An 18,691-nucleotide genomic window follows, 5' to 3' on the forward strand; every position below is an offset into this window, starting at 1 on the left:
GGATCGGTCCCTGATGCGCATGGGCTGTGGCCCGTCATGAAACCCATTCGCCTCATGACCGGGTTTCTCACCGTTGGCGTCTGGACTTTGCTGAGCCGCGTTCTGGGCTTTGTGAGAGACGCGATGATCCTCGCCCTAATCGGAACCGGCCCGCTTTACGAAGCCTATGTCGTGGCCTTCCGGCTGCCCAATATGTTCCGCCGCTTCTTTGCCGAGGGGGCATTCAACATGGCATTCGTGCCCATGTTCTCCAAGAAGCTAGAAACCGACGAGGCGCCGGCGGAATTCGCATCACAGGCCTTTTCAGGTCTGGCCAGCGTGCTCATAGTGCTGACGTTGATTGCCCAGGCGACGATGCCTTGGCTGATCTTCGGGATGGCCAGCGGCTTTGCCGGCGCCGCGCAATTCGATCTCGCGACAGAGTTCGGGCGCATCGCGTTTCCCTATGTGCTCTTTATCTCCCTGGCTGCCCTGGCGTCTGGGGTGCTGAATGCGACGGGCCGTTTCGCGGCGGCGGCGGCGGCCCCTGTTCTGCTGAATGTCCTTCTGATCAGCGCGATGTTGGTGGCGCAAGCTGTGGGGGGCAACATCGCGCGCGCGCTTATCTGGGCGGTCCCGGTGGCGGGTCTTGCGCAACTCGCGCTGGTCTGGATCGCTGCGAACCGGGCCGGCGTACCGATCCGCATCCAGCGCCCGCGCCTTACGCCGGAACTGAGGCGCCTGATCAAGATCGCGGTTCCGGCGGCCCTTGCGGGCGGGGTGGTTCAAATCAACCTGCTCGTCGGGCAGCAGGTCGCGTCCTATTTCGACCGCGCGGTGGGGTGGCTCTATGCGGCAGACCGGCTTTATCAGTTGCCTCTGGGTGTCGTGGGGATTGCGATTGGGGTGGTGCTTCTTCCGGACCTCTCTCGACGGCTCGCCGCGCGGGATGACGCAGGCGCCCGCAATGCGCTGTCGCGCGCGGGCGAAGCCGCGCTGGCCCTGACGATACCCTCCGCAGTGGCGTTGATCGTGATCCCGTTGCCCCTTGTGTCGGTCCTGTTTCAAAGGGGTGAGGTTACGGCGGATGACAGCGCCTCGATCGCACTTGCCGTTGCGATTTACGGGCTTGGCCTGCCAGCCTTCGTGCTGCAAAAGATCCTCCAGCCTCTCTTTTTCGCAAGAGAGGACACACGCAGCCCCTTTCGCTATGCGCTTTGGGCAATGGTGGTGAACGCCATTCTGGCCATCGGCCTTGCCCCGGTCATCGGCTGGTTCGCCCCGGCGATCGCCACCACCGTCGCGGGCTGGGCCATGGTGTGGCTGCTGGCACGCGGCACTGGCGAGATGGGGGATGCCGCCAAATTCGATGACCGCTTCTGGGCACGGCTCTGGCGTATTTGCGCGTCTGCCGCTGTCATGGGGGGGCTTCTTTGGGCCGTCAATCTTGCCCTGACCCCGATGCTGGGGACGCCCGGATGGCGCTATCTTGCCCTTGCGCTTCTTGTGACGTCAGGCATCGTCAGTTTCTTTGCGACAGCCCAGATCACCGGGGGCTTTCGCCTCTCCGATCTTCGTCACGCCTTGCGCCGCTAAGGTGACAGCTTTCAGTCCCGACGCACCCTGTCAATGATAGCGGACCAGCCCCCGGGAGCGATGAAGAACGACATCCCGAAACCCGCCGCAAACCCTGCCAGATCCGCGACCCAGTCGTTGTGCAGACCAAACAGCAAACCAAATACGAGCTGAATCCCCATGAGGATCCCGATCAGCGTGAAAGCACGCGCCTGATTGGCGCCGATAGACGACAAAGACCGCCAGAGCATAAAGGTGAACGCGCCGATCAGACCATAGACATTCGGGAACGCACCCACGATTGGCGCCGGATCGTTCAGTAGGATCGCATAGGCCAGCACGCCCAGCGCGCCCGAGCCAAAAAAGATGATCACCGTGGCAACCGAACCAAAGACCTCACCCACCATCTTGCCCATCGCCAGAAGGATCACGCCTGCAAAAATCGTGTGGGTGAACGAGCCGTGGACGAAGGGAAAACTGAGAAAGCGGATCACATGTTCGATGGGCCAGCGCCCGCTCTGCCACATCCAGTCAAAGATATCGCCGGAAAAGGCATAGGATTGCAGCGCCGCCAGCCGCCAGCCGACCGCGGCCGGTCCACCAACCAACCCGCGGGCGCCAAGGCTGAAGGCAATTTCGATGCACAAAATGACAAGAAACAGGGCCACCACGACGGGTGGCAGCGGATTTACGGCAGGGATCTGCGGCGAACTGCTCATGCCCGGGCCTCCTTTGCGGCTTCTTGACGGCTATTACCCTCCTCGGTAATGCACCCAAGCGATTTTTTCCAGCCGTGAGTGCCTGCCCCATGACCTCTCCCGTCTTCACACCGCGCGTCTTCTCCGGCATTCAACCGTCCGGTGGACTGACGCTTGGTAACTATCTGGGCGCCATCAAGCGCTTTGTGGACATGCAGGATGATGCGTTCGAAACCATCTACTGCATGGTCGATCTGCACGCGATCACCGTCTGGCAGGATCCGGCGGATCTGCGGCGCAATACGCGAGAGCTTTGCGCGGGCTTTATTGCCTCCGGCATCAACCCGGAAAAGTCGATCCTGATAAATCAGAGCCAGGTGCCGGAACATGCTCAACTGGCCTGGATCTTCAATTGTGTCGCCCGGATGGGCTGGATGCAACGGATGACCCAGTTCAAGGACAAGGCCGGCAAGAACGCGCAAAATGCGTCACTGGGCCTTTTTGCCTATCCTGCTTTGATGGCGGCGGATATCCTGATTTATCATGCCACGCATGTGCCTGTGGGCGAGGACCAGAAGCAACATCTTGAGCTAACCCGTGACATCGCCACCAAGTTCAATCACGATTTCAGCGTGGATTTCTTTCCGCTGACCGAGCCGGTCATCAAGGGCGCCGCGACACGGGTGATGAGCCTGCGGGACGGGTCCAAGAAGATGTCGAAGTCGGACCCGTCGGATGCCTCCCGTATTAACATGACCGATGATTCGGATACGATCGCCAAGAAGATCCGCAAGGCCAAGACGGATCCCGATGGCCTGCCCTCGGAAGCCAAAGGCCTCGAAGAGCGGCCGGAGGCCCGCAATCTGGTGAACATCTATGCGGCCTTGGCGGATCAGACGGTCGCTGAGGTTCTGACCGAGATGGGGGGTAAGCAGTTTTCCGAGTTCAAACCGATCCTTGCCGACCTTGCGGTCGCAAAACTGTCGCCGATATCGACGGAAATGGCACGGCTCGTCGCCGAACCGGACGAGATCGACCGGCTTCTGACAGCGGGTGCGCAGCAAGCGCGGGACATCACAGCGCCTATCCTGCGCCAGACCTACGACATCGTCGGAATGATCCCGCCCAAGCACGTTTAGAAATGGCGCCCCCAGGTTTGCCAGGGGGTGCCGGAATTTGATCCAAATTCCGGTCTGGAAAACGAACCGTTTTCCACCGTTTTTTGTCACAAAAAACGGGCACCCCTTGCTGATGACGCGTGCTGATCCAGGGGCTGGACGGAACCGCGCCTGCGCCCTACCGTCAGGTCAAACATGTGAACGAGGACATGATGGCGGTCGGGACAAATATTCTCACTTATTTCAATGGCAGCTGGCATGAAGGCGACATTCCGATCATGCGCGCTGCCGATCATGCATCCTGGCTGGGAAGCTCGGTTTTCGACGGGGCGCGCCAGGTCAATGGCCTCGCCCCCGATCTCGTCGCACATTGTGCTCGCGTGAACCGCTCGGCCGAGGCGTTGATGCTTGCCCCAACCGTCGGCACCGAGGAGATGGTGTCCATCATCCGGGAAGGGCTAACGCGATGCGCCAAAGGGGCCGCGATCTACATCAGGCCGATGTATTGGGCAACGCAGGGCGATGCGCTGGCGATCGTCCCTGAAAGCGATTCCACAGCCTTCGCCGTCTGCCTCGAAGAGATACCGATGCCGGCTGCGGATGCATCCACCACGCTGACCCGGACACGCTTCCGCCGGCCCGTTCTTGAAGATGCCGTTGTCAACGCCAAGGCAGGCTGCCTATACCCAAACAATGCCCGCATGCTGACAGAGGCCCGCTCCAAAGGGTTTGGCAACGCGCTGGTGGCCGACGCAATGGGCAATGTCGCCGAAACCGCCACCTCCAATGTCTTTATGGTCAAGGATGGCGAAGTCTTCACCCCGATTGCAAACGGCACCTTCCTCGCGGGCATAACGCGCGCACGTCATATGACGAATATGCGGGCGGACGGCATGATCGTCCATGAACGCGTTCTGACATTTGACGATTTCCATGATGCGGACGAGGTCTTTCTGTCGGGGAACATGACAAAGGTCACCCCGGTCACGGCGTTTGACGAGACGCAATATCAGGTGGGACCCGTGACCAGACGCGTGCGGAACATGTACTGGGACTGGGCGGCCTCTTCCGCGTAGGCTCAGCAACCTAGTGCCAGGACAGCGAAACGAGCCAGTCCACAGCAGCCTCCACTGCCGGCAAGCCCCGTTGCGCTTTATGTGACAAAAGCCAGATATCGCGGCTGGGCAAACCCTCCGTCGGGATGATTCGTATGCGCGCGTCCCGCTTTGCGACACAAGCGGGCAGCAATCCTTTGCCCAAACCGTCGGAAATGGCGGCCTGCAACGTCTCCGCATCAGAGACTTTCAGACCAGAGATTGCCCCGCCTTGACGCGCCATCCATCGCGCCTGCGGCAGACCCGAATGCGCCTCGTCATAAAGCAGCCAGGACAGAGACGCAGGCGCCTCGCATTGGGCCGGAGCACAAAGCACATAGCCCAAGGTTCCAACACGGCGCGTCAGAACCTCCTGACCGCCATCTCTCGGGCGCGCCAGCCTCAAGGCGAGATCGGCCTCGCGACGGGTGAGGTTGAGATCCCTGGCCTCCGGCACGAGTTCGACGTCAAGGTCGGGATGCGCCTTCAGGAGGGGACCCAGCGCGGGCACAAGGACATGGTTGACCAAGATCGGGACCGCCGTGAGGCGAACCCGACCTGTAAGCCGATCCCCCAGCTGGCCCAGCTTGCCCGTCAGCGCATCAGCCTCAGGTTCCATGCGTTCAGCATGTCCGACAACAACCTGTCCTTGGCTGGTTGGCCAAAGACGGCCAGCGGCATTGCGTATGAACAAGGGGGCACCGATAACCTCTCCCAGTGCATGCAGGCGCCGGGCAACGGTTGTTTCGTTCACCCCCATCCGCCGTGCAGCCGCGGCAAGACTGCCTCCGCGATGGACAGCAAGGGCAAATCTCAAATCGCTCCAGTTCAGATCCTGCATTTATGCAGGCTAGGCTGGCAAAAATCTCATCTTCAACCCGCGATCGTGCAGATGCAATTTTTCGGAACGCAAAAGAGGAGGTTCAAGATGCACTTTGTGGTTTTGTTCACCGATGCCACTGACGCCGACCCCGGTCTGCGTCAGCGACATATGGAAAAACACCTGGCCTTTCTGGAAGAACACAGCGACCGGATCATCGCCGCCGGTCCTCTGACGGAAACGGAAGGCACATCCGCAGGTGGGCTGTGGCTGGTCAACGCTAAAGATGAGGAAGAGATCGAGTCCTTGATCCGATCAGACCCGTTCTGGACGACGGGCCTGAGAGACACCCACCGCATCCTGCGCTGGAAACAGGTCTTTGCAAACGGCCAGCGCCAAATCTAATCCATTGCACGTCTTCCGCGCTTGGGTCATGATCCGCCCGCTGAGGGAGACGCAAGATCATGCGCAAGTTTCTGGTGGTGTTGGACGACAGCCGCGAATGTCTGAATGCAATGCGCTTTGCCGCGATGCGTGCGTCTCACACGGGGGCGGGCGTTGAAATACTGTCCATCATCGCACCAGAGGAGTTCAACCACTGGATCGGTGTCGGCGAGGTCATGCGCGAGGAAGCCCGCGAGCGCATACACGCCCATTTCGAGGTCTTTGCCAAATGGATGCGGGACCGTCAGCATATTGACCCGGAACTCGTGATCCGGGAGGGCGAAGCAGTGCCGGAGATCATGGCGCAGATCAAGGACGATCCAGAGATCGGCGTTCTGGTTCTTGGGGCTGGCACCGGCAAGAAAGGCCCGGGCCCGCTTGTCACGCAATTGACCAAGAATGCAGGCGCGCTTCCCGTGCCCATCACCATCGTGCCGGGCGATCTGACAAAAGAGCAGCTTGAGGCGATCACCTGATCGCCCCGCGCTACATCTTTTCAGGAATCTCAATCCCAAGAAGCTTCAGCCCGAGATCCAACTGACTGAGCGCGAGAGACAGAAGGCCCAGATGTGACTGCGCCGTTTCACGCGGAACCCCGGCAGCAAGCACCTTGTTCGACTGATAATAGGTGTTGGTCTTGTTGGCCAACTTGTAGACATGGCCGGCCAAAGCGCTGGGTTTTCGGGTGTCGACCGCCCGCTCCATCTGGCGTGCGAACTCGTCCAGGCAAAGGATCAGATCGCGACCTCCCTTGCCCAATTCGAGCAGCGCGCCAGGCATTGTCCCGTCAGCAGCTGCATTGTGCAGAAGCGACCGGATCCGGACGCATGAATACTGAATATAGGGGCCTGTCTTGCCTTCGAATTGCAGGAACTGATCCATATCGAAAACATAGTTGCTTTCGCGGTCATGAGAGAGTTCGCCGAACTTGATCGCCGCAATCGCGATCTGCTCCGCGATGGCCTCGCGCTCCTCGGGCTCCAGCTCTCCGCCCGCTTTCAGGCGCTCGGCTGCTGCCTTATGCATGGTCTCAAGCAGATCGTGCAGGCGCATCACACCGCCCGCCCTTGTCTTGAAGGGCTTGCCATCCGTCCCGTTCACCGTCCCGAAAGGGATGTGTTCCGGTTTTGCATGCCCCGTCAGGGCACACAGATCCGCAGCGCGGAAAACCTGCCGGAAATGCAGTTTCTGCCGGGCATCCACGATATAAAGGATGTAGTCGGGATTATCCTCGGTCACCCGGTCGATGATGGTGGCCAGATCGGTGGCACCATACCCATAGCCACCCTTTGAGTTGCGCAGCATCAGCGGCGGCAGGGCCTCATCGCCAAGTGGGATAATAACCGCGCCCTCATCGACGATGGCATGACCTTCGCCCATCAGGCGCTCCACCAGGCCGTCAAGCGCCGCCTGATAGCGGCTTTCGCCGTACCAGCAGTCAAAACCAACGCCCATCCGGCCAAAATCCCGCTGCAAACTGCGCGAGCTTGCATCGAATATCCGTTTCCAGAGTGCCATATAGGCAGGATCGCCCGCCTGTAGCGCCGCCGTGGCTTTCCGGGCGCGATCCAAGAAAACCTCGTCCTCTTTGGACCGTGCGGAGGCTTTGGGATACCAGGTCTGCAGGTCGGCCATCGTGAGATCGGCATCGTCCTCTCCGGCCAGAAGCCCCGGCCGTTCGTCTTCGATCTGGCTGATCAGCTGGCCGATCTGAAGACCCCAATCGCCGAGGTGAACATCGCTGATCGTCCGATGGCCCGCGAAATCCAGGAGCGTCTTCAAGGCCTGCCCCACGATTGAGGAGCGCAGATGGCCGACATGCATTTCCTTGGCCAGGTTCGGGCCGCCGTAATCCAGCAGATAGGTTTTCGCCGCCTCTGCTTCAGACGCCAGAAAGCGGGGATCGGAGGAGAGATGCTCCGCCTGCTCGATCAATGCTTTTTCCGTTACCCGGAAGTTCAGAAATCCCGGATTGACCAACGTGACCGCGAACCGGTCCTGAGTGTCGATCAGGCCCATCACCTGCTCGCCGGCAACCTTCGGGTTCATCTTGTTGGCCTTGGCGACGCCCAGCAACCCGTTGCATTGGAAATCGGCCAGATCGGGGCGATCCGAAGGGCGCACAGCTCCGAACTTTTCGTCAAAGCCGGCAGCAACGAAAGCCTGCTTGCAGATTTGCTCAAGTTGGTCGAGCAGCGCGGTCTTGGCATCCATGGGCGCACCCTTTGTCTAATGATCGCCTCCTCTTAGTTTCCGAGTTGAACGAGAACAAGGGCCGCCCCGCACCGGAGGACGGTGGTCAGGCATGCAGATTAGAACCATTCCAAACCTTGACTTGGCCAATCCCGATCCGCATATGCTGTAAGGCGCCTTAGGAGATGTCTTATGTTTATCCAGACGGAATCAACGCCGAACCCGGCAACCTTGAAATTCCTGCCCGGTCAGACGGTGCTGGATATGGGAACGGCCGATTTTCCGAGCGCTGATACAGCGGACAAATCACCGCTTGCGACAAGGATCTTTGCGGTTGAAGGCGTGACCGGAGTGTTTTTCGGAAACGATTTCGTCACCGTGACGAAAGCCGATGCAACCGAATGGGACCATATCAAACCCGCGATCCTGGGCGCGATCATGGAACATTATCAATCGGGCCAACCGGTCATCGAAGGCGACACCGCGCCCCAGTCGGGCCACGCGGAACATTCCGGTGAAGATGCCGAGATCGTGGGCCAGATCAAGGAACTGCTCGACAGCCGCGTCAGACCGGCAGTCGCCCAGGACGGAGGCGACATCACTTTCCACGGCTTTGACCGGGGTGTCGTCTATCTGCATATGCAAGGGGCCTGCGCGGGTTGTCCGTCCTCCACGCTCACGCTGAAGATGGGCATTGAGAATCTGCTGCGCCACTACATTCCCGAAGTGACCGAGGTTCGCCCGGTTGCCGTCTGACGCACCGCTTATTCTGGCTTTTGACACGTCGGCCGCGCATTGCGCGGCCGCTTTGATGTCTGGCGACACTCTGCTCGCCACGGACAAGGGGGACATGGCACGTGGTCAGGCGGAGCATCTGATGCCGATGCTGCAAACAATGCTGAAAACCCAGCAACGCGACTGGACCGATATCGACCTCATCGCCGTCGGTGTAGGCCCGGGAAACTTCACCGGAATTCGCATCTCGGTTGCGGCGGCACGTGGCCTTGCGCTTGGTCTTGGCATACCGACCATGGCGGTCTCGACGTTCGAGGTGATGCGTGGACCGACCAGCCCCCACGACAAAGCGCCACAATTGGTCAGCATCAAGGGGTCGCGCGACAGTCTTTACCTGCAGCTCTTTGGCGGCGGGCATCCGTCAGGTCCACCTCGTCAGGTGGATTTTTCGGCGAATGTACCCGACTGCATCATCACCCCGGAGACCTTGATCCTCGGGCATCGGGTGGGCGATCTTGCGCAGCGTCTCGACGGGCCGATAGCCCCCGAACAGCTTGTGGAACGGGAAATGGCGGATTTCGGCCCAACACTTGCCCGAATAGCGCTGGCCCGCTGGCGTCAGGGCGAAACAACGCCTCCGCCTCCCGCCCCCCTCTACGTCCGGGCCGCCGATGCCGCCCCCGCGCGGGACGCGCCGCCGGTGCTTCTGGATTGATTTCAGCAGCCGACATGGCGCGTCTGCATCGCGAGGCATTCGATCAGGGGCGCCCGTGGAGCGAAGAGGAGTTTGCATCCCTTTTGTCCCTTGCCGGCACCTTCGCGATCGGTGACCGGCATGCTTTCGCGCTCTACCGTGTCGTTCTGGACGAGGTGGAACTGCTGACAATCGTCACCCACCCATCCCATCGCCGACTTGGGCAAGCAACAGCTCTGATGAAAACCTGGCATGCTCAGGCAAGATCCGCAGGCGCAACCCTGGCGTTCCTGGAGGTCGCGTCGGACAATGTCCCCGCCCGGGCGCTTTACGAGCGGATGGAGTATGCGCAAACGGGGATGCGCAAGGCATATTACAAGCGGCCATGCAGTCCGTCGGTTGACGCGGTGCTGATGTCTCGCGCGCTCACGTAAAGTCAGCGTCGGTTACCCGCGCACGTTAACAAAAATCAGTTGACCCTCTGCTCCAGCTACGGCCTTATTTGCCTGATCAAAACGATCTGCTCGCTTGACTGGGCCGCTTCTGAAATGGGAACAGCGGCCCCAACCAAGATAACCAACCGGGAGACACCCACTATGACCGTAATGCAAAGACTGATGGGCGCGGCGGCAGGTCTTGCGCTGAGCGCAGGTGCTGCATTGGCCGAACCGGCCCTGATCTTCGATCTGGGCGGCAAATTCGACAAATCCTTTAACGAAGCGGCCTTCAACGGCGCCAAACGCTGGGCGGACGAGACCGGCAACAGCTTCCGCGAGATAGAACTGCAATCCGAAGCCCAGCGCGAACAGGCCCTTCGCCGCTTTGCGGAGGCTGGCGCCAACCCGATCGTGATGGCGGGCTTTGCCTTTGCCGACGCCTTGGGGCAGGTGGCGGGCGACTATCCCGACACGTCCTTTGTCATCATCGACATGGTGGTGGACGCACCCAACGTGCGCTCGGTCGTCTTCAACGAGCATGAAGGCTCCTACCTTGTGGGCATGATGGCGGCCAAAGCCTCCGAATCCGGTACTGTCGGCTTCATCGGCGGCATGGACATCCCGCTGATCCGCAAATTCGCCTGCGGCTATGCCCAGGGCGTGCTGGCGGCGAACCCCGATGCCAGCATCATCGCCAACATGACCGGTACGACGCCCGCCGCCTGGAACGACCCGGTGAAAGGCTCCGAACTGACCAAGGCCCAGATTTCACAGGGCGCTGACGTGGTTTATGCCGCCGCCGGCGGCACTGGCGTGGGCGTGCTTCAGACCGCCGCTGACGAAGGGATCCTGTCGATCGGCGTCGACAGCAATCAGAACTACCTGCATCCCGGCAAGGTCCTGACCTCGATGATGAAACGCGTCGACAACGCCGTGTTCGAGGCCTTTGCCGACGGCCCGGGCCTTGAAACCGGCTTTCAGGTGATGGGCCTGGCCAATGGCGGCGTCGGCTATGCCATGGACGAGCACAATGCCGAGCTGGTGTCTTCGGACATGCAATCCGCCGTCGATGCGGCATCCGCCCAGATCGCCAGCGGCGAAATCACCGTGCATGACTACATGTCGGACGACAGCTGCCCGGTTCTGAGCTTCTGAGCATGACACTCGATCAAACAGCGGAGCGGCAGGCAACTGCCGCTCCGGCCATTGAACTCAAAGGTATTTCCAAAGCCTTCGGCCCCGTCCAGGCCAACAAGGACATTTCCATCCGCGTCATGCCCGGTACGATCCACGGGATCATCGGCGAGAATGGCGCGGGCAAATCGACGCTGATGTCGATCCTCTACGGATTTTACAAGGCCGATGCGGGTGAGATCTTCATCTCCGGCCAAAAGACGGACATTCCCGACAGCCAGGCCGCCATCGCCGCCGGCATCGGCATGGTGTTCCAACATTTCAAACTGGTGGAAAACTTCACTGTCCTCGAAAATATCATCCTGGGCGCCGAGGATGGCGGCCTCCTGCGCCCGTCCCTTGCCAAGGCACGACGCTCCCTGACCGACCTTGCCCGCGAATATGAGTTGAACGTCGACCCCGACGCCGTCATCGAAGAGATCGGTGTCGGCATGCAGCAGCGGGTCGAGATCCTCAAGGCGCTCTACCGCGAGGCCGAAATCCTCATCCTCGACGAACCGACCGGCGTGCTTACCCCTGCCGAGGCGGATCAGCTTTTCCGTATTCTCGGGCGGCTGCGCGAAGAGGGCAAGACGATCATCCTGATCACCCACAAGCTGCGCGAGATCATGGACATCACCGACACTGTCAGCGTGATGCGGCGTGGGGAAATGACGGCAACCGTGAAGACGGCCGAGACCAACCCCGAGCAACTGGCTGAGTTGATGGTGGGACGCAAGGTCTTGTTGCGCGTCGACAAGGTGCCAGCACAGCCGGGCAAAACAGTGCTCGAGATCGAAAACCTGCACGTCACCGACGACAAAGGGGTCGAACGGGTCAAGGGTATCAATCTCAAGGTGCAGGCCGGTGAAATCCTGGGGATCGCGGGGGTGGCCGGCAACGGGCAATCCGAACTACTCGAAGTTTTGGGCGGCATGCGCGAAGGCTCCGGCACGGTACGCCTGAACGGGGCGCCCTTGCCGCTGAGCGGCCCGGCGGCGGACGGACGCGCGCGACGACAAAGCTATGTCGCGCATGTGCCCGAAGATCGCCAGCGCGAAGGGCTGATCATGGATTTCTACGCGTGGGAAAACGTCGCGTTCGGCTACCACCGCGATCCCGCTTACAAAAGTGGCCTTCTAATGAACAACGCCGCCTTGCGCGCGGATACCGAGGCCAAGATCGAAAAGTTCGACATCCGCCCAGCAAATTGCTGGCAGTCGGCCAAGAACTTTTCAGGTGGGAACCAGCAAAAGATCGTCGTCGCCCGCGAGATTGAGCGTAATCCCGATCTGTTGCTTGTCGGCCAACCCACCCGAGGGGTCGATATCGGCGCGATCGAATTCATCCACAAGCAGATCGTGGCCCTTCGCGATCAGGGCAAGGCGATCCTTCTCGTCTCGGTAGAGCTTGAAGAGATCTTTTCGCTGTCAGATCGCATCGCGGTGATGTTTGACGGCCACATCATGGGCGAGCGGCTTCCCGACGAAACGGATGAAAAAGAACTTGGCCTTTTGATGGCCGGTGTCTCCGGCGATGCCGCATGATCCCAAGACCGCCAAATAGAGAGAGCTGACATGGACAAAATGCCCCAATGGGCCGATGTGGTCCTTATCCCTCTGATCTCGCTGCTTCTGGCGGCGATCCTGTCGGCGCTTGTCATTCTCGCCATCGGCGAGGACCCGGTCGCCGCTGTCCAGCTGATGGTGTCCGGCGCATTGGGATCGACCTATGGCTGGGGTTATACGCTCTATTACGCCACGAATTTCATGTTCACAGGGCTTGCGGTCGCGGTGGCCTTTCATGCGCGCCTCTTCAACATCGGCGGTGAGGGGCAAGCCATGCTGGGCGGGTTGGGCGTGGCGTTGGTGGCGTTGATGATCCCTTGGCCGCATTGGTCGATTGCCTTGATTTTCGCGATGCTGGGCGCGATGGCCTTCGGTGCGCTTTGGGCTGCGATCCCTGCCTATCTGCAGGCCAAACGCGGCAGCCATATCGTAATTACCACGATCATGTTCAACTTCATCGCCGCCGCTGTGTTGAACTATGTCCTGGTCAACCTCCTGCGTCCTGCGGGCTCGATGGAGCCTGCGACCGCACGCTTCCCCGAAGCCGTCCATCTGCCGACCCTGCATGAGCTTCTGGCCCCGTTTGGCATTGCGTTCTCGCGCGCGGCACCTGCGAATGTCAGCTTGCTGGTCGCCATCATCGCATGTGTCCTGGTGTGGCTTCTGATCTGGCGGACCCGCACGGGATACGAGATCCGAGCCTATGGACACTCGGAAACCGGCGCGCTCTATGCCGGTATTTCCCCCGTCAAGATCACCATGATCGCGATGCTGATCTCCGGCGCACTTGCCGGAATGATGGCCATCAACAACGTCATGGGCGAGGCCGAACGGCTGGTGTTGAACGCCACCGAAGGCGCTGGTTTCATCGGTATTGCCGTTGCGCTGATGGGTCGGTCGCATCCATTCGGCGTCTTCCTCGCCGCGATCCTCTTTGGCTTCCTCTACCAAGGCGGGGCGGAACTGGCCCTCTGGACCTCGATCCCGCGCGAGTTGATCGTGGTGATCCAGGCGCTCGTGATCCTCTTTACCGGCGCGCTCGACAACATGGTGCGGATGCCGCTTGAGAAGGTCTTCCTCGCCGCACGGCGCCGCCGTCAGGCCACCGAGGCCGCCCGGAAGCCCGCTGAATAAAGGCCGTTGAGATGGATTTTCTGACCCTCATCCAAGTGCTCGACAGCACGATCCGGCTGGCCACGCCCTTGTTGCTCGCTTGCCTGGCCGGGCTCTTTTCCGAGCGCGCGGGCATCTTCGACATCGGGCTCGAAGGCAAGATGCTGATGGCCGCCTTCTTCTCCGCAGCCGTCGCCGCGCTGACCGGGTCGGTCTGGCTGGGCCTTCTGGCCGGTGTGGCCTCTTCGATGATCCTCAGCGGCCTGCATGGGCTCGCCTCCATCACCTTCCGGGGCAACCAACTGATCTCCGGTGTCGCGATCAACTTCCTTGCTGCCGGCCTTACCGTCCTGATCGCTCAGGACTGGTTCCAGCAGGGCGGGCGCACCCCCTCTCTGATCGGTGGCGGTCGCTTTACACCGATCGTCCTGCCCTTTGCCGAGACGCTTCGCGATGTGCCGATCCTCGGCCCCATCTATTCCGAGCTGCTCTCGGGCCATTCCATCCTCGTCTATGTCGCCTTCCTGATGGTTCCCGCCACTTGGTGGATCCTCTTTCGCACCCGCTTTGGTCTGCGCCTGCGGGCCGTGGGCGAAAATCCCGCCGCCGTCGATACCGCTGGCGTTTCAGTCGTCGGCCTGCGCTATGCCGCCGTTGCGATCTGCGGCATGCTTTGCGGCATTGCGGGCGCCTATCTTGCAACAGCCCTTCAGGCGGGTTTCGTCAAGGACATGACCGCCGGGCGCGGCTTTATCGCGCTCGCTGCTCTGATCTTCGCCAAATGGCGGCCTTGGTACGCGCTCTATGCCTGCTTGCTTTTCGGCTTTCTTCAGGCCATCGCCCTTCGGTATCAGAACATCGACCTTTTCGGCCTGGTGATCCCGGTGCAGTTCATGGATGCACTGCCCTATATCCTGACAGTGGTTATTCTTGCAGGCTTTGTCGGCAAGGCGATCCCGCCCCGTGCGGGGGGAGAGCCGTATGTCAAGGAACGTTGATCTGTTAAGTCCAGTTTCTGACATCTGACCAGTCCTGTTTGCTGCGCGGCAGCGCGCGTGGTTGATTTTGCGATGCGGCGCGGTCTATCTGCTATCATGCAGATCTACCTCCCCATCGCCGAGGTTTCGGTTAACGCCTTTCTCCTTCTCGGGTTGGGCGGCATGGTGGGCATTCTGTCGGGCATGTTCGGCGTGGGCGGCGGCTTTCTCATGACACCGCTTCTGTTTTTCATCGGCATTCCGCCAGCCGTGGCCGTCGCCACCGAAGCCAATCAGATCGTGGCCTCTTCTTTCTCGGGTGTTCTCGCGCATTTCAGGCGAAAGACGGTCGATCTGAGGATGGGAACAGTCCTGCTGATCGGCGGTCTGGTCGGCGCGGCCCTTGGTGTGCTGGTCTTCAACTATCTGAAAAGCCTCGGCCAGGTCGATCTGTTGGTGCGTCTCTGTTACGTGGTTTTTCTGGGGGTCATCGGCTCGCTGATGTTCATCGAAAGCCTCAACGCCATTCGCAAGGCCCGCAATGCGGGAGGCGCCCCTCCGCCCAAGCGCCGTCAGCGCACCTGGATCCACGCCTTGCCGTTCAAGATGCGCTTTCGCACCTCGGGCCTCTACATCTCGGTCATTCCGCCGCTTGTCGTGGGCGTTGCGGTGGGTGTCCTTGCCGCGATCATGGGCGTCGGCGGCGGCTTTATCATGGTGCCTGCGATGATCTATCTTCTGGGCATGCCGACAAAGGTGGTTGTCGGCACGTCTCTCTTTCAGATCATCTTTGTCACGGCCTTCACCACGTTGCTGCATGCGACCACCAACTTCACCGTCGACATCGTTCTTGCGGTTCTTTTGCTGGTCGGCGGCGTGATTGGCGCGCAGATCGGAACGCAGATCGGCGTGCGCATGAAGGCCGAGCAGTTGCGGATTTTGCTGGCGCTCATGGTGCTCGCCGTCTGTGGCAAGCTTGCCCTGGATCTCCTTCTTCAGCCGGCGGAGCTTTATTCGCTTGGCCGTGGCGGAGGGCATTAGGGCGATGTGGCGTTGGCTTGCCGGGCTATTGCTGATGCTGCCGCTGGCGTCTCTGGCAGAGGAAGTTGTTCTGGGCCTGTCCAGGGATGAGGTTGCCATCACAACGCGGTTCGATGGCTCGGAGATCCTGATCTTCGGCGCCGTCAAACGGGACCGCGCCATCCCGGACGGCCCCCCGCTTGAGGTCGTCATGGCCATTGCCGGGCCGTCCGAACCCGTGATCGTCCGGCGCAAGGCAAATCGGTTTGGCATCTGGGTAAATACCGATGCCGTCGAAGTTGATGCCGCCCCCAGCTTTTATGCCGTTGCCACCAGCGGCCCCCTGCGCGAGGTGCTTTCCAATACCGAGGATCTGCGCAACAAGATCACCGTTCAACGGGCCATCCGGTCCGTCGGCGCACCGCGGGGAATTCAGGATCCCCGAAGCTTTACCGAGGCGGTGATCCGAATTCGTGAAGATGCGGGGCTTTACCAATTGCTGGAAGAGCAAGTCGTCCTGGATCAGCAGACGCTTTTTCGCACCTCTATCCGCATGCCGGCCAATCTTACCGAAGGGTCTTACAAAACCCGGATTTTCCTGACGCGTAGCGGACAGGTCGTATCCAGCTATGAAACCTTCATAGATGTCCGGAAAGTCGGGCTGGAACGCTGGCTGTTCTCGCTGTCGCGCGAGCAGCCTCTTGTCTACGGGCTGATGTCACTTGCGATCGCAATCGCCGCGGGCTGGGGGGCCTCTGCCGCATTCCGCCTTCTGCGCAACAGCTAACGTCCCGCCCATCTCAGGCGTCAGGAGCTTTCGGCCTCAAGATGAAGGGCCGCTGGTGCTGGTTTGCGAAGATCGGCGATGCTGAGCGCCTCGCTGGGCTTGGCAAGCCGGTTGCGAACAACCCAGATCAACCGTTCCTGCGCGCGAGTGATCGCGACATATGCAAGGCGCTTCCAAAGCGGTTGGCCCGCCTCCACCCGTCCCATGCGCGCGGCGACAAACAGATCCGGGGCAAAGACCTGAACCGTATTCCATTGCGACCCTTGCGCCTTGTGGATCGTGACCGCCGCGCCGTGCAGGAACGTGGCGCCCATGCGCGCGGCGAAGGGGATGAAGGGCTCTTCCTCATCCGGCTTTTCAATCTTTACGATCGACGCGGCACTGACCTGCGGATCTTCCGCCCCCATCACGTGCAGGCGTGAGAAGCCGGGCTTCCGACCGGGCCCCAGATAGATGACCTGCGCCCCTTTGATAAGGCCGCGCGCCTCCAGATCCAGGCGTTTCTTGCGGTGCTTCAACGGCAGCTCGATCCCGTCGCAGATCAGCGGCTCGCCTTCCAGCAGCTCCTCTTCGGGGGCGCCGTAAACGCTGCGAAAGGCATTGATGAGCCGGATCCGCGTCGCGTTGCGCCAAACCAGAACCGGGCTGCGCGCCATCAAATCCACCTCGACCCGCTGCCCCCAGACGACGCGCGGATCACGCTTGGCCGCGTCTTCGACCATCTGCTCGAAATCATGGAACTCAAGCTGAGGGTCGGCCAGAGCATGGGCCAGGTCCAGGATCGGGTTGTCGGCGTTCTGGCGATGCACACGGCTTAGTTCCAGTTTGCGTTTGTCGCTCAAGGCGTCAAAAACCATGGCGCCCGACTGGTTTACCGGTGCCAATTGTGCGGGATCGCCAAAAAGCAGAAGCGTCGGAAAGATCTCTTTCAGGTCTTCGAATTGCCGGTTGTCCAACATGGATGCTTCGTCGATGAAGCCGATATCAAGAGGTTCTTCGCGTCGCTTCCAGCCGGTAATGAAATCCGATCCGCGCAGGCCGGCGGCCGCCAGAGCACCGGGGATTGACTTGTTCTTGGCAAAAAACGCCGCTGCCCGGTCCAGGGCCTCATCGGTCAGGCCTTCGATCTCGGGGCGTTCACCGTTGCCAGCCAGCCATTCGGCGATGCGCTCGTATTCCGGATCGTAAACCGGCGTGTAGAGGATGCGGTGGATGGTGGTTGCGGGCACACCGCGGAACCGCAAAACGCTCGCCGCCTTGTTGGTTGGCGCCAAGATCGCCAGGGTACGCCGATCCTTGCGTTTTCGTCCCTCATAGTCGCCCGAAACGACATCAACCCCTGCCGTCTCCAGCGCCTTATAAAGTTCGGCCAGCAGCAGCGTTTTGCCCGACCCGGCCTTGCCCAATACGGCCATGACCCCCCCTCCGGCGCTGCGGGGCGGGGTCAACAGGCTGTCTGTCAGGTCAATACCGGCGCCCTGCAGCATCTCTGTGATACTGTCATAAGCCTGAGCCTGATCGTCGGAAAACGTGATGAGATCGGAGGTCATGGGGCGACCCTACAGGGGCGCCCGAAGAACAGCCAGAGTGCTTCGCCGACTAGGCCGACAAAGCAAACTCTGGTTCAGACGATCCTCCGAATGCGCGTTCGAACCACAGACGCGAAATGGCGGGAGACAGGCCAGCGCGCGCGGCAACGCGCGTCTTGGCTTCGGGTGTGAACTCCCAAAGACCAACGCTGATGCGTTCCCGCCCCTCCCCTTCGCTACCCAAGACCTCGGGCGACGAACCGATTGAGCGATAGATCCGCACCATGCGTGCATCGAAGACCCCTGCAAAATGGCGGATGCCAAAGCCGGTCATGATCTCCCCACCGGCCAACATCAACGCGGCCGCGACACGCGATCCGGCATCGCGCGACAGGCAGAACCGCGTGCATTCCCAGATCAGAGGACTGCGGATCGGCGCGCCGCCCGTCAGATGGCCGAAGACTTCGTTGACCATCACCGGCCCCGTCGTCGGCAGAAACCGCATGGATCCGCCATGTGTGCCGTCCTGCTGTTCCCAGATGACATAAAGCGGGTTCAGCGCATCATACTGATCGCGTTCTTCACCCTCTTCGGTGACAGTGACGTCCCAGCCCAGGCGAACCTTGAACTGATCCGCCCGATCCCGAAACATGGACCGGGACAAGGTTGGAAAACGGTGTAAATCATTGGCGTAAATATAGCGCAGCATAACAATCCCCATTGCGTCCTGACTGGGA

General features: G+C 60.7%; 19 protein-coding genes and 1 pseudogene. 14 read left to right on the plus strand and 6 right to left on the minus strand.

What is annotated here, in order from left to right:
* The first annotated feature begins 36 nt into the window (after positions 1-36).
* Entirely contained in the window at positions 37-1,575 is a 1,539-nt protein-coding gene (murJ, locus tag CFI11_RS20530; protein WP_130409325.1) for a murein biosynthesis integral membrane protein MurJ, read from the plus strand.
* An 11-nt stretch (positions 1,576-1,586) separates the two neighbouring features.
* On the opposite strand, the gene CFI11_RS20535 is transcribed toward murJ, so the two are convergent.
* Positions 1,587-2,273 carry a rhomboid family intramembrane serine protease gene (locus CFI11_RS20535; protein ID WP_130409327.1) on the minus strand — a complete coding sequence of 229 codons (687 nt, stop codon included), beginning with the start codon at positions 2,271-2,273 and terminating at the stop codon, positions 1,587-1,589.
* Positions 2,274-2,362: 89 nt separating this feature from the next.
* Here CFI11_RS20535 and trpS point away from each other — a divergent pair, with 89 nt between their 5' ends.
* A complete protein-coding gene (gene trpS, locus CFI11_RS20540) occupies positions 2,363-3,391 on the plus strand; it encodes a tryptophan--tRNA ligase (RefSeq protein ID WP_130409328.1) in 1,029 nt (342 codons plus the stop codon).
* A gap of 191 nt (positions 3,392-3,582) precedes the next feature.
* Positions 3,583-4,446 (plus strand): branched-chain amino acid aminotransferase, encoded by an 864-nt coding sequence (locus tag CFI11_RS20545; protein ID WP_130410106.1) that lies wholly within the window; start codon positions 3,583-3,585, stop codon positions 4,444-4,446.
* 10 nt (positions 4,447-4,456) lie between these two features.
* On the opposite strand, the gene CFI11_RS20550 is transcribed toward CFI11_RS20545, so the two are convergent.
* On the minus strand, positions 4,457-5,083 hold the full coding sequence (locus CFI11_RS20550) for a LysR substrate-binding domain-containing protein (RefSeq protein ID WP_254448980.1): 627 nt from the start codon (positions 5,081-5,083) through the stop codon (positions 4,457-4,459).
* 84 nt (positions 5,084-5,167) lie between these two features.
* Positions 5,168-5,305, minus strand: a pseudogene (locus CFI11_RS25030) (LysR family transcriptional regulator); the annotation flags it as partial.
* Between the two features lie 87 nt (positions 5,306-5,392).
* Here CFI11_RS25030 and CFI11_RS25035 point away from each other — a divergent pair.
* Together CFI11_RS25035 and CFI11_RS20565 are read left to right on the plus strand one after the other, a co-directional pair.
* Positions 5,393-5,689 (plus strand): YciI family protein, encoded by a 297-nt coding sequence (locus CFI11_RS25035; RefSeq protein ID WP_130409332.1) that lies wholly within the window; start codon positions 5,393-5,395, stop codon positions 5,687-5,689.
* Between the two features lie 59 nt (positions 5,690-5,748).
* Positions 5,749-6,204 carry a universal stress protein gene (locus CFI11_RS20565; protein WP_130409334.1) on the plus strand — a complete coding sequence of 152 codons (456 nt, stop codon included), beginning with the start codon at positions 5,749-5,751 and terminating at the stop codon, positions 6,202-6,204.
* Between the two features lie 10 nt (positions 6,205-6,214).
* Here the strand turns inward: CFI11_RS20565 and argS are convergent, their stop codons facing one another.
* Positions 6,215-7,942, minus strand: coding sequence for an arginine--tRNA ligase (gene argS, locus CFI11_RS20570; RefSeq protein ID WP_130409336.1), 1,728 nt, complete (start codon positions 7,940-7,942; stop codon positions 6,215-6,217).
* 171 nt (positions 7,943-8,113) lie between these two features.
* Between argS and CFI11_RS20575 the strand changes: the two genes are divergently transcribed.
* The 9 genes from CFI11_RS20575 to CFI11_RS20615 all read left to right on the plus strand — a co-directional run bounded on the left by CFI11_RS20575 (position 8,114) and on the right by CFI11_RS20615 (position 16,425).
* The gene (locus tag CFI11_RS20575) at positions 8,114-8,677 is read left to right on the plus strand and encodes a NifU family protein (RefSeq protein ID WP_130409338.1); all 564 of its coding nucleotides are present in this window, start codon (positions 8,114-8,116) and stop codon (positions 8,675-8,677) included.
* Positions 8,667-9,371, plus strand: a complete 705-nt coding sequence (tsaB, locus tag CFI11_RS20580; protein ID WP_130409340.1) for a tRNA (adenosine(37)-N6)-threonylcarbamoyltransferase complex dimerization subunit type 1 TsaB — start codon at positions 8,667-8,669, stop codon at positions 9,369-9,371. Before CFI11_RS20575 ends, tsaB begins: the two co-directional genes overlap by 11 nt.
* 14 nt (positions 9,372-9,385) lie before the next feature.
* Positions 9,386-9,784 (plus strand): GNAT family N-acetyltransferase, encoded by a 399-nt coding sequence (locus CFI11_RS20585; protein WP_130409341.1) that lies wholly within the window; start codon positions 9,386-9,388, stop codon positions 9,782-9,784.
* A 162-nt stretch (positions 9,785-9,946) separates the two neighbouring features.
* Complete coding sequence (locus CFI11_RS20590; RefSeq protein ID WP_130409343.1) at positions 9,947-10,942, plus strand: BMP family protein; 996 nt, start codon at positions 9,947-9,949, stop codon at positions 10,940-10,942.
* Positions 10,943-10,944: 2 nt separating this feature from the next.
* Positions 10,945-12,507: an ABC transporter ATP-binding protein gene (locus CFI11_RS20595; protein WP_130409345.1), complete on the plus strand. Its 1,563-nt coding sequence runs from the start codon at positions 10,945-10,947 to the stop codon at positions 12,505-12,507.
* Positions 12,508-12,537: 30 nt separating this feature from the next.
* On the plus strand, positions 12,538-13,662 hold the full coding sequence (locus tag CFI11_RS20600) for an ABC transporter permease (RefSeq protein ID WP_130409347.1): 1,125 nt from the start codon (positions 12,538-12,540) through the stop codon (positions 13,660-13,662).
* Positions 13,663-13,673: 11 nt separating this feature from the next.
* Complete coding sequence (locus tag CFI11_RS20605) at positions 13,674-14,639, plus strand: ABC transporter permease (protein ID WP_130409349.1); 966 nt, start codon at positions 13,674-13,676, stop codon at positions 14,637-14,639.
* Between the two features lie 96 nt (positions 14,640-14,735).
* Positions 14,736-15,659: a sulfite exporter TauE/SafE family protein gene (locus CFI11_RS20610; protein WP_130409351.1), complete on the plus strand. Its 924-nt coding sequence runs from the start codon at positions 14,736-14,738 to the stop codon at positions 15,657-15,659.
* A 4-nt stretch (positions 15,660-15,663) separates the two neighbouring features.
* Positions 15,664-16,425 (plus strand): TIGR02186 family protein, encoded by a 762-nt coding sequence (locus tag CFI11_RS20615; RefSeq protein WP_130409353.1) that lies wholly within the window; start codon positions 15,664-15,666, stop codon positions 16,423-16,425.
* A gap of 20 nt (positions 16,426-16,445) precedes the next feature.
* On the opposite strand, the gene CFI11_RS20620 is transcribed toward CFI11_RS20615, so the two are convergent.
* On the minus strand, positions 16,446-17,975 hold the full coding sequence (locus CFI11_RS20620; protein WP_130409355.1) for an ATP-dependent RecD-like DNA helicase: 1,530 nt from the start codon (positions 17,973-17,975) through the stop codon (positions 16,446-16,448).
* Positions 17,976-18,024: 49 nt separating this feature from the next.
* Positions 18,025-18,663, minus strand: coding sequence for an acyl-homoserine-lactone synthase (locus tag CFI11_RS20625; RefSeq protein ID WP_130409356.1), 639 nt, complete (start codon positions 18,661-18,663; stop codon positions 18,025-18,027).
* Positions 18,664-18,691 lie beyond the last annotated feature (28 nt).

Origin of the sequence: Thalassococcus sp. S3, assembly GCF_004216475.1 — a bacterium.
Taxonomy (GTDB): Bacteria; Pseudomonadota; Alphaproteobacteria; order Rhodobacterales; family Rhodobacteraceae.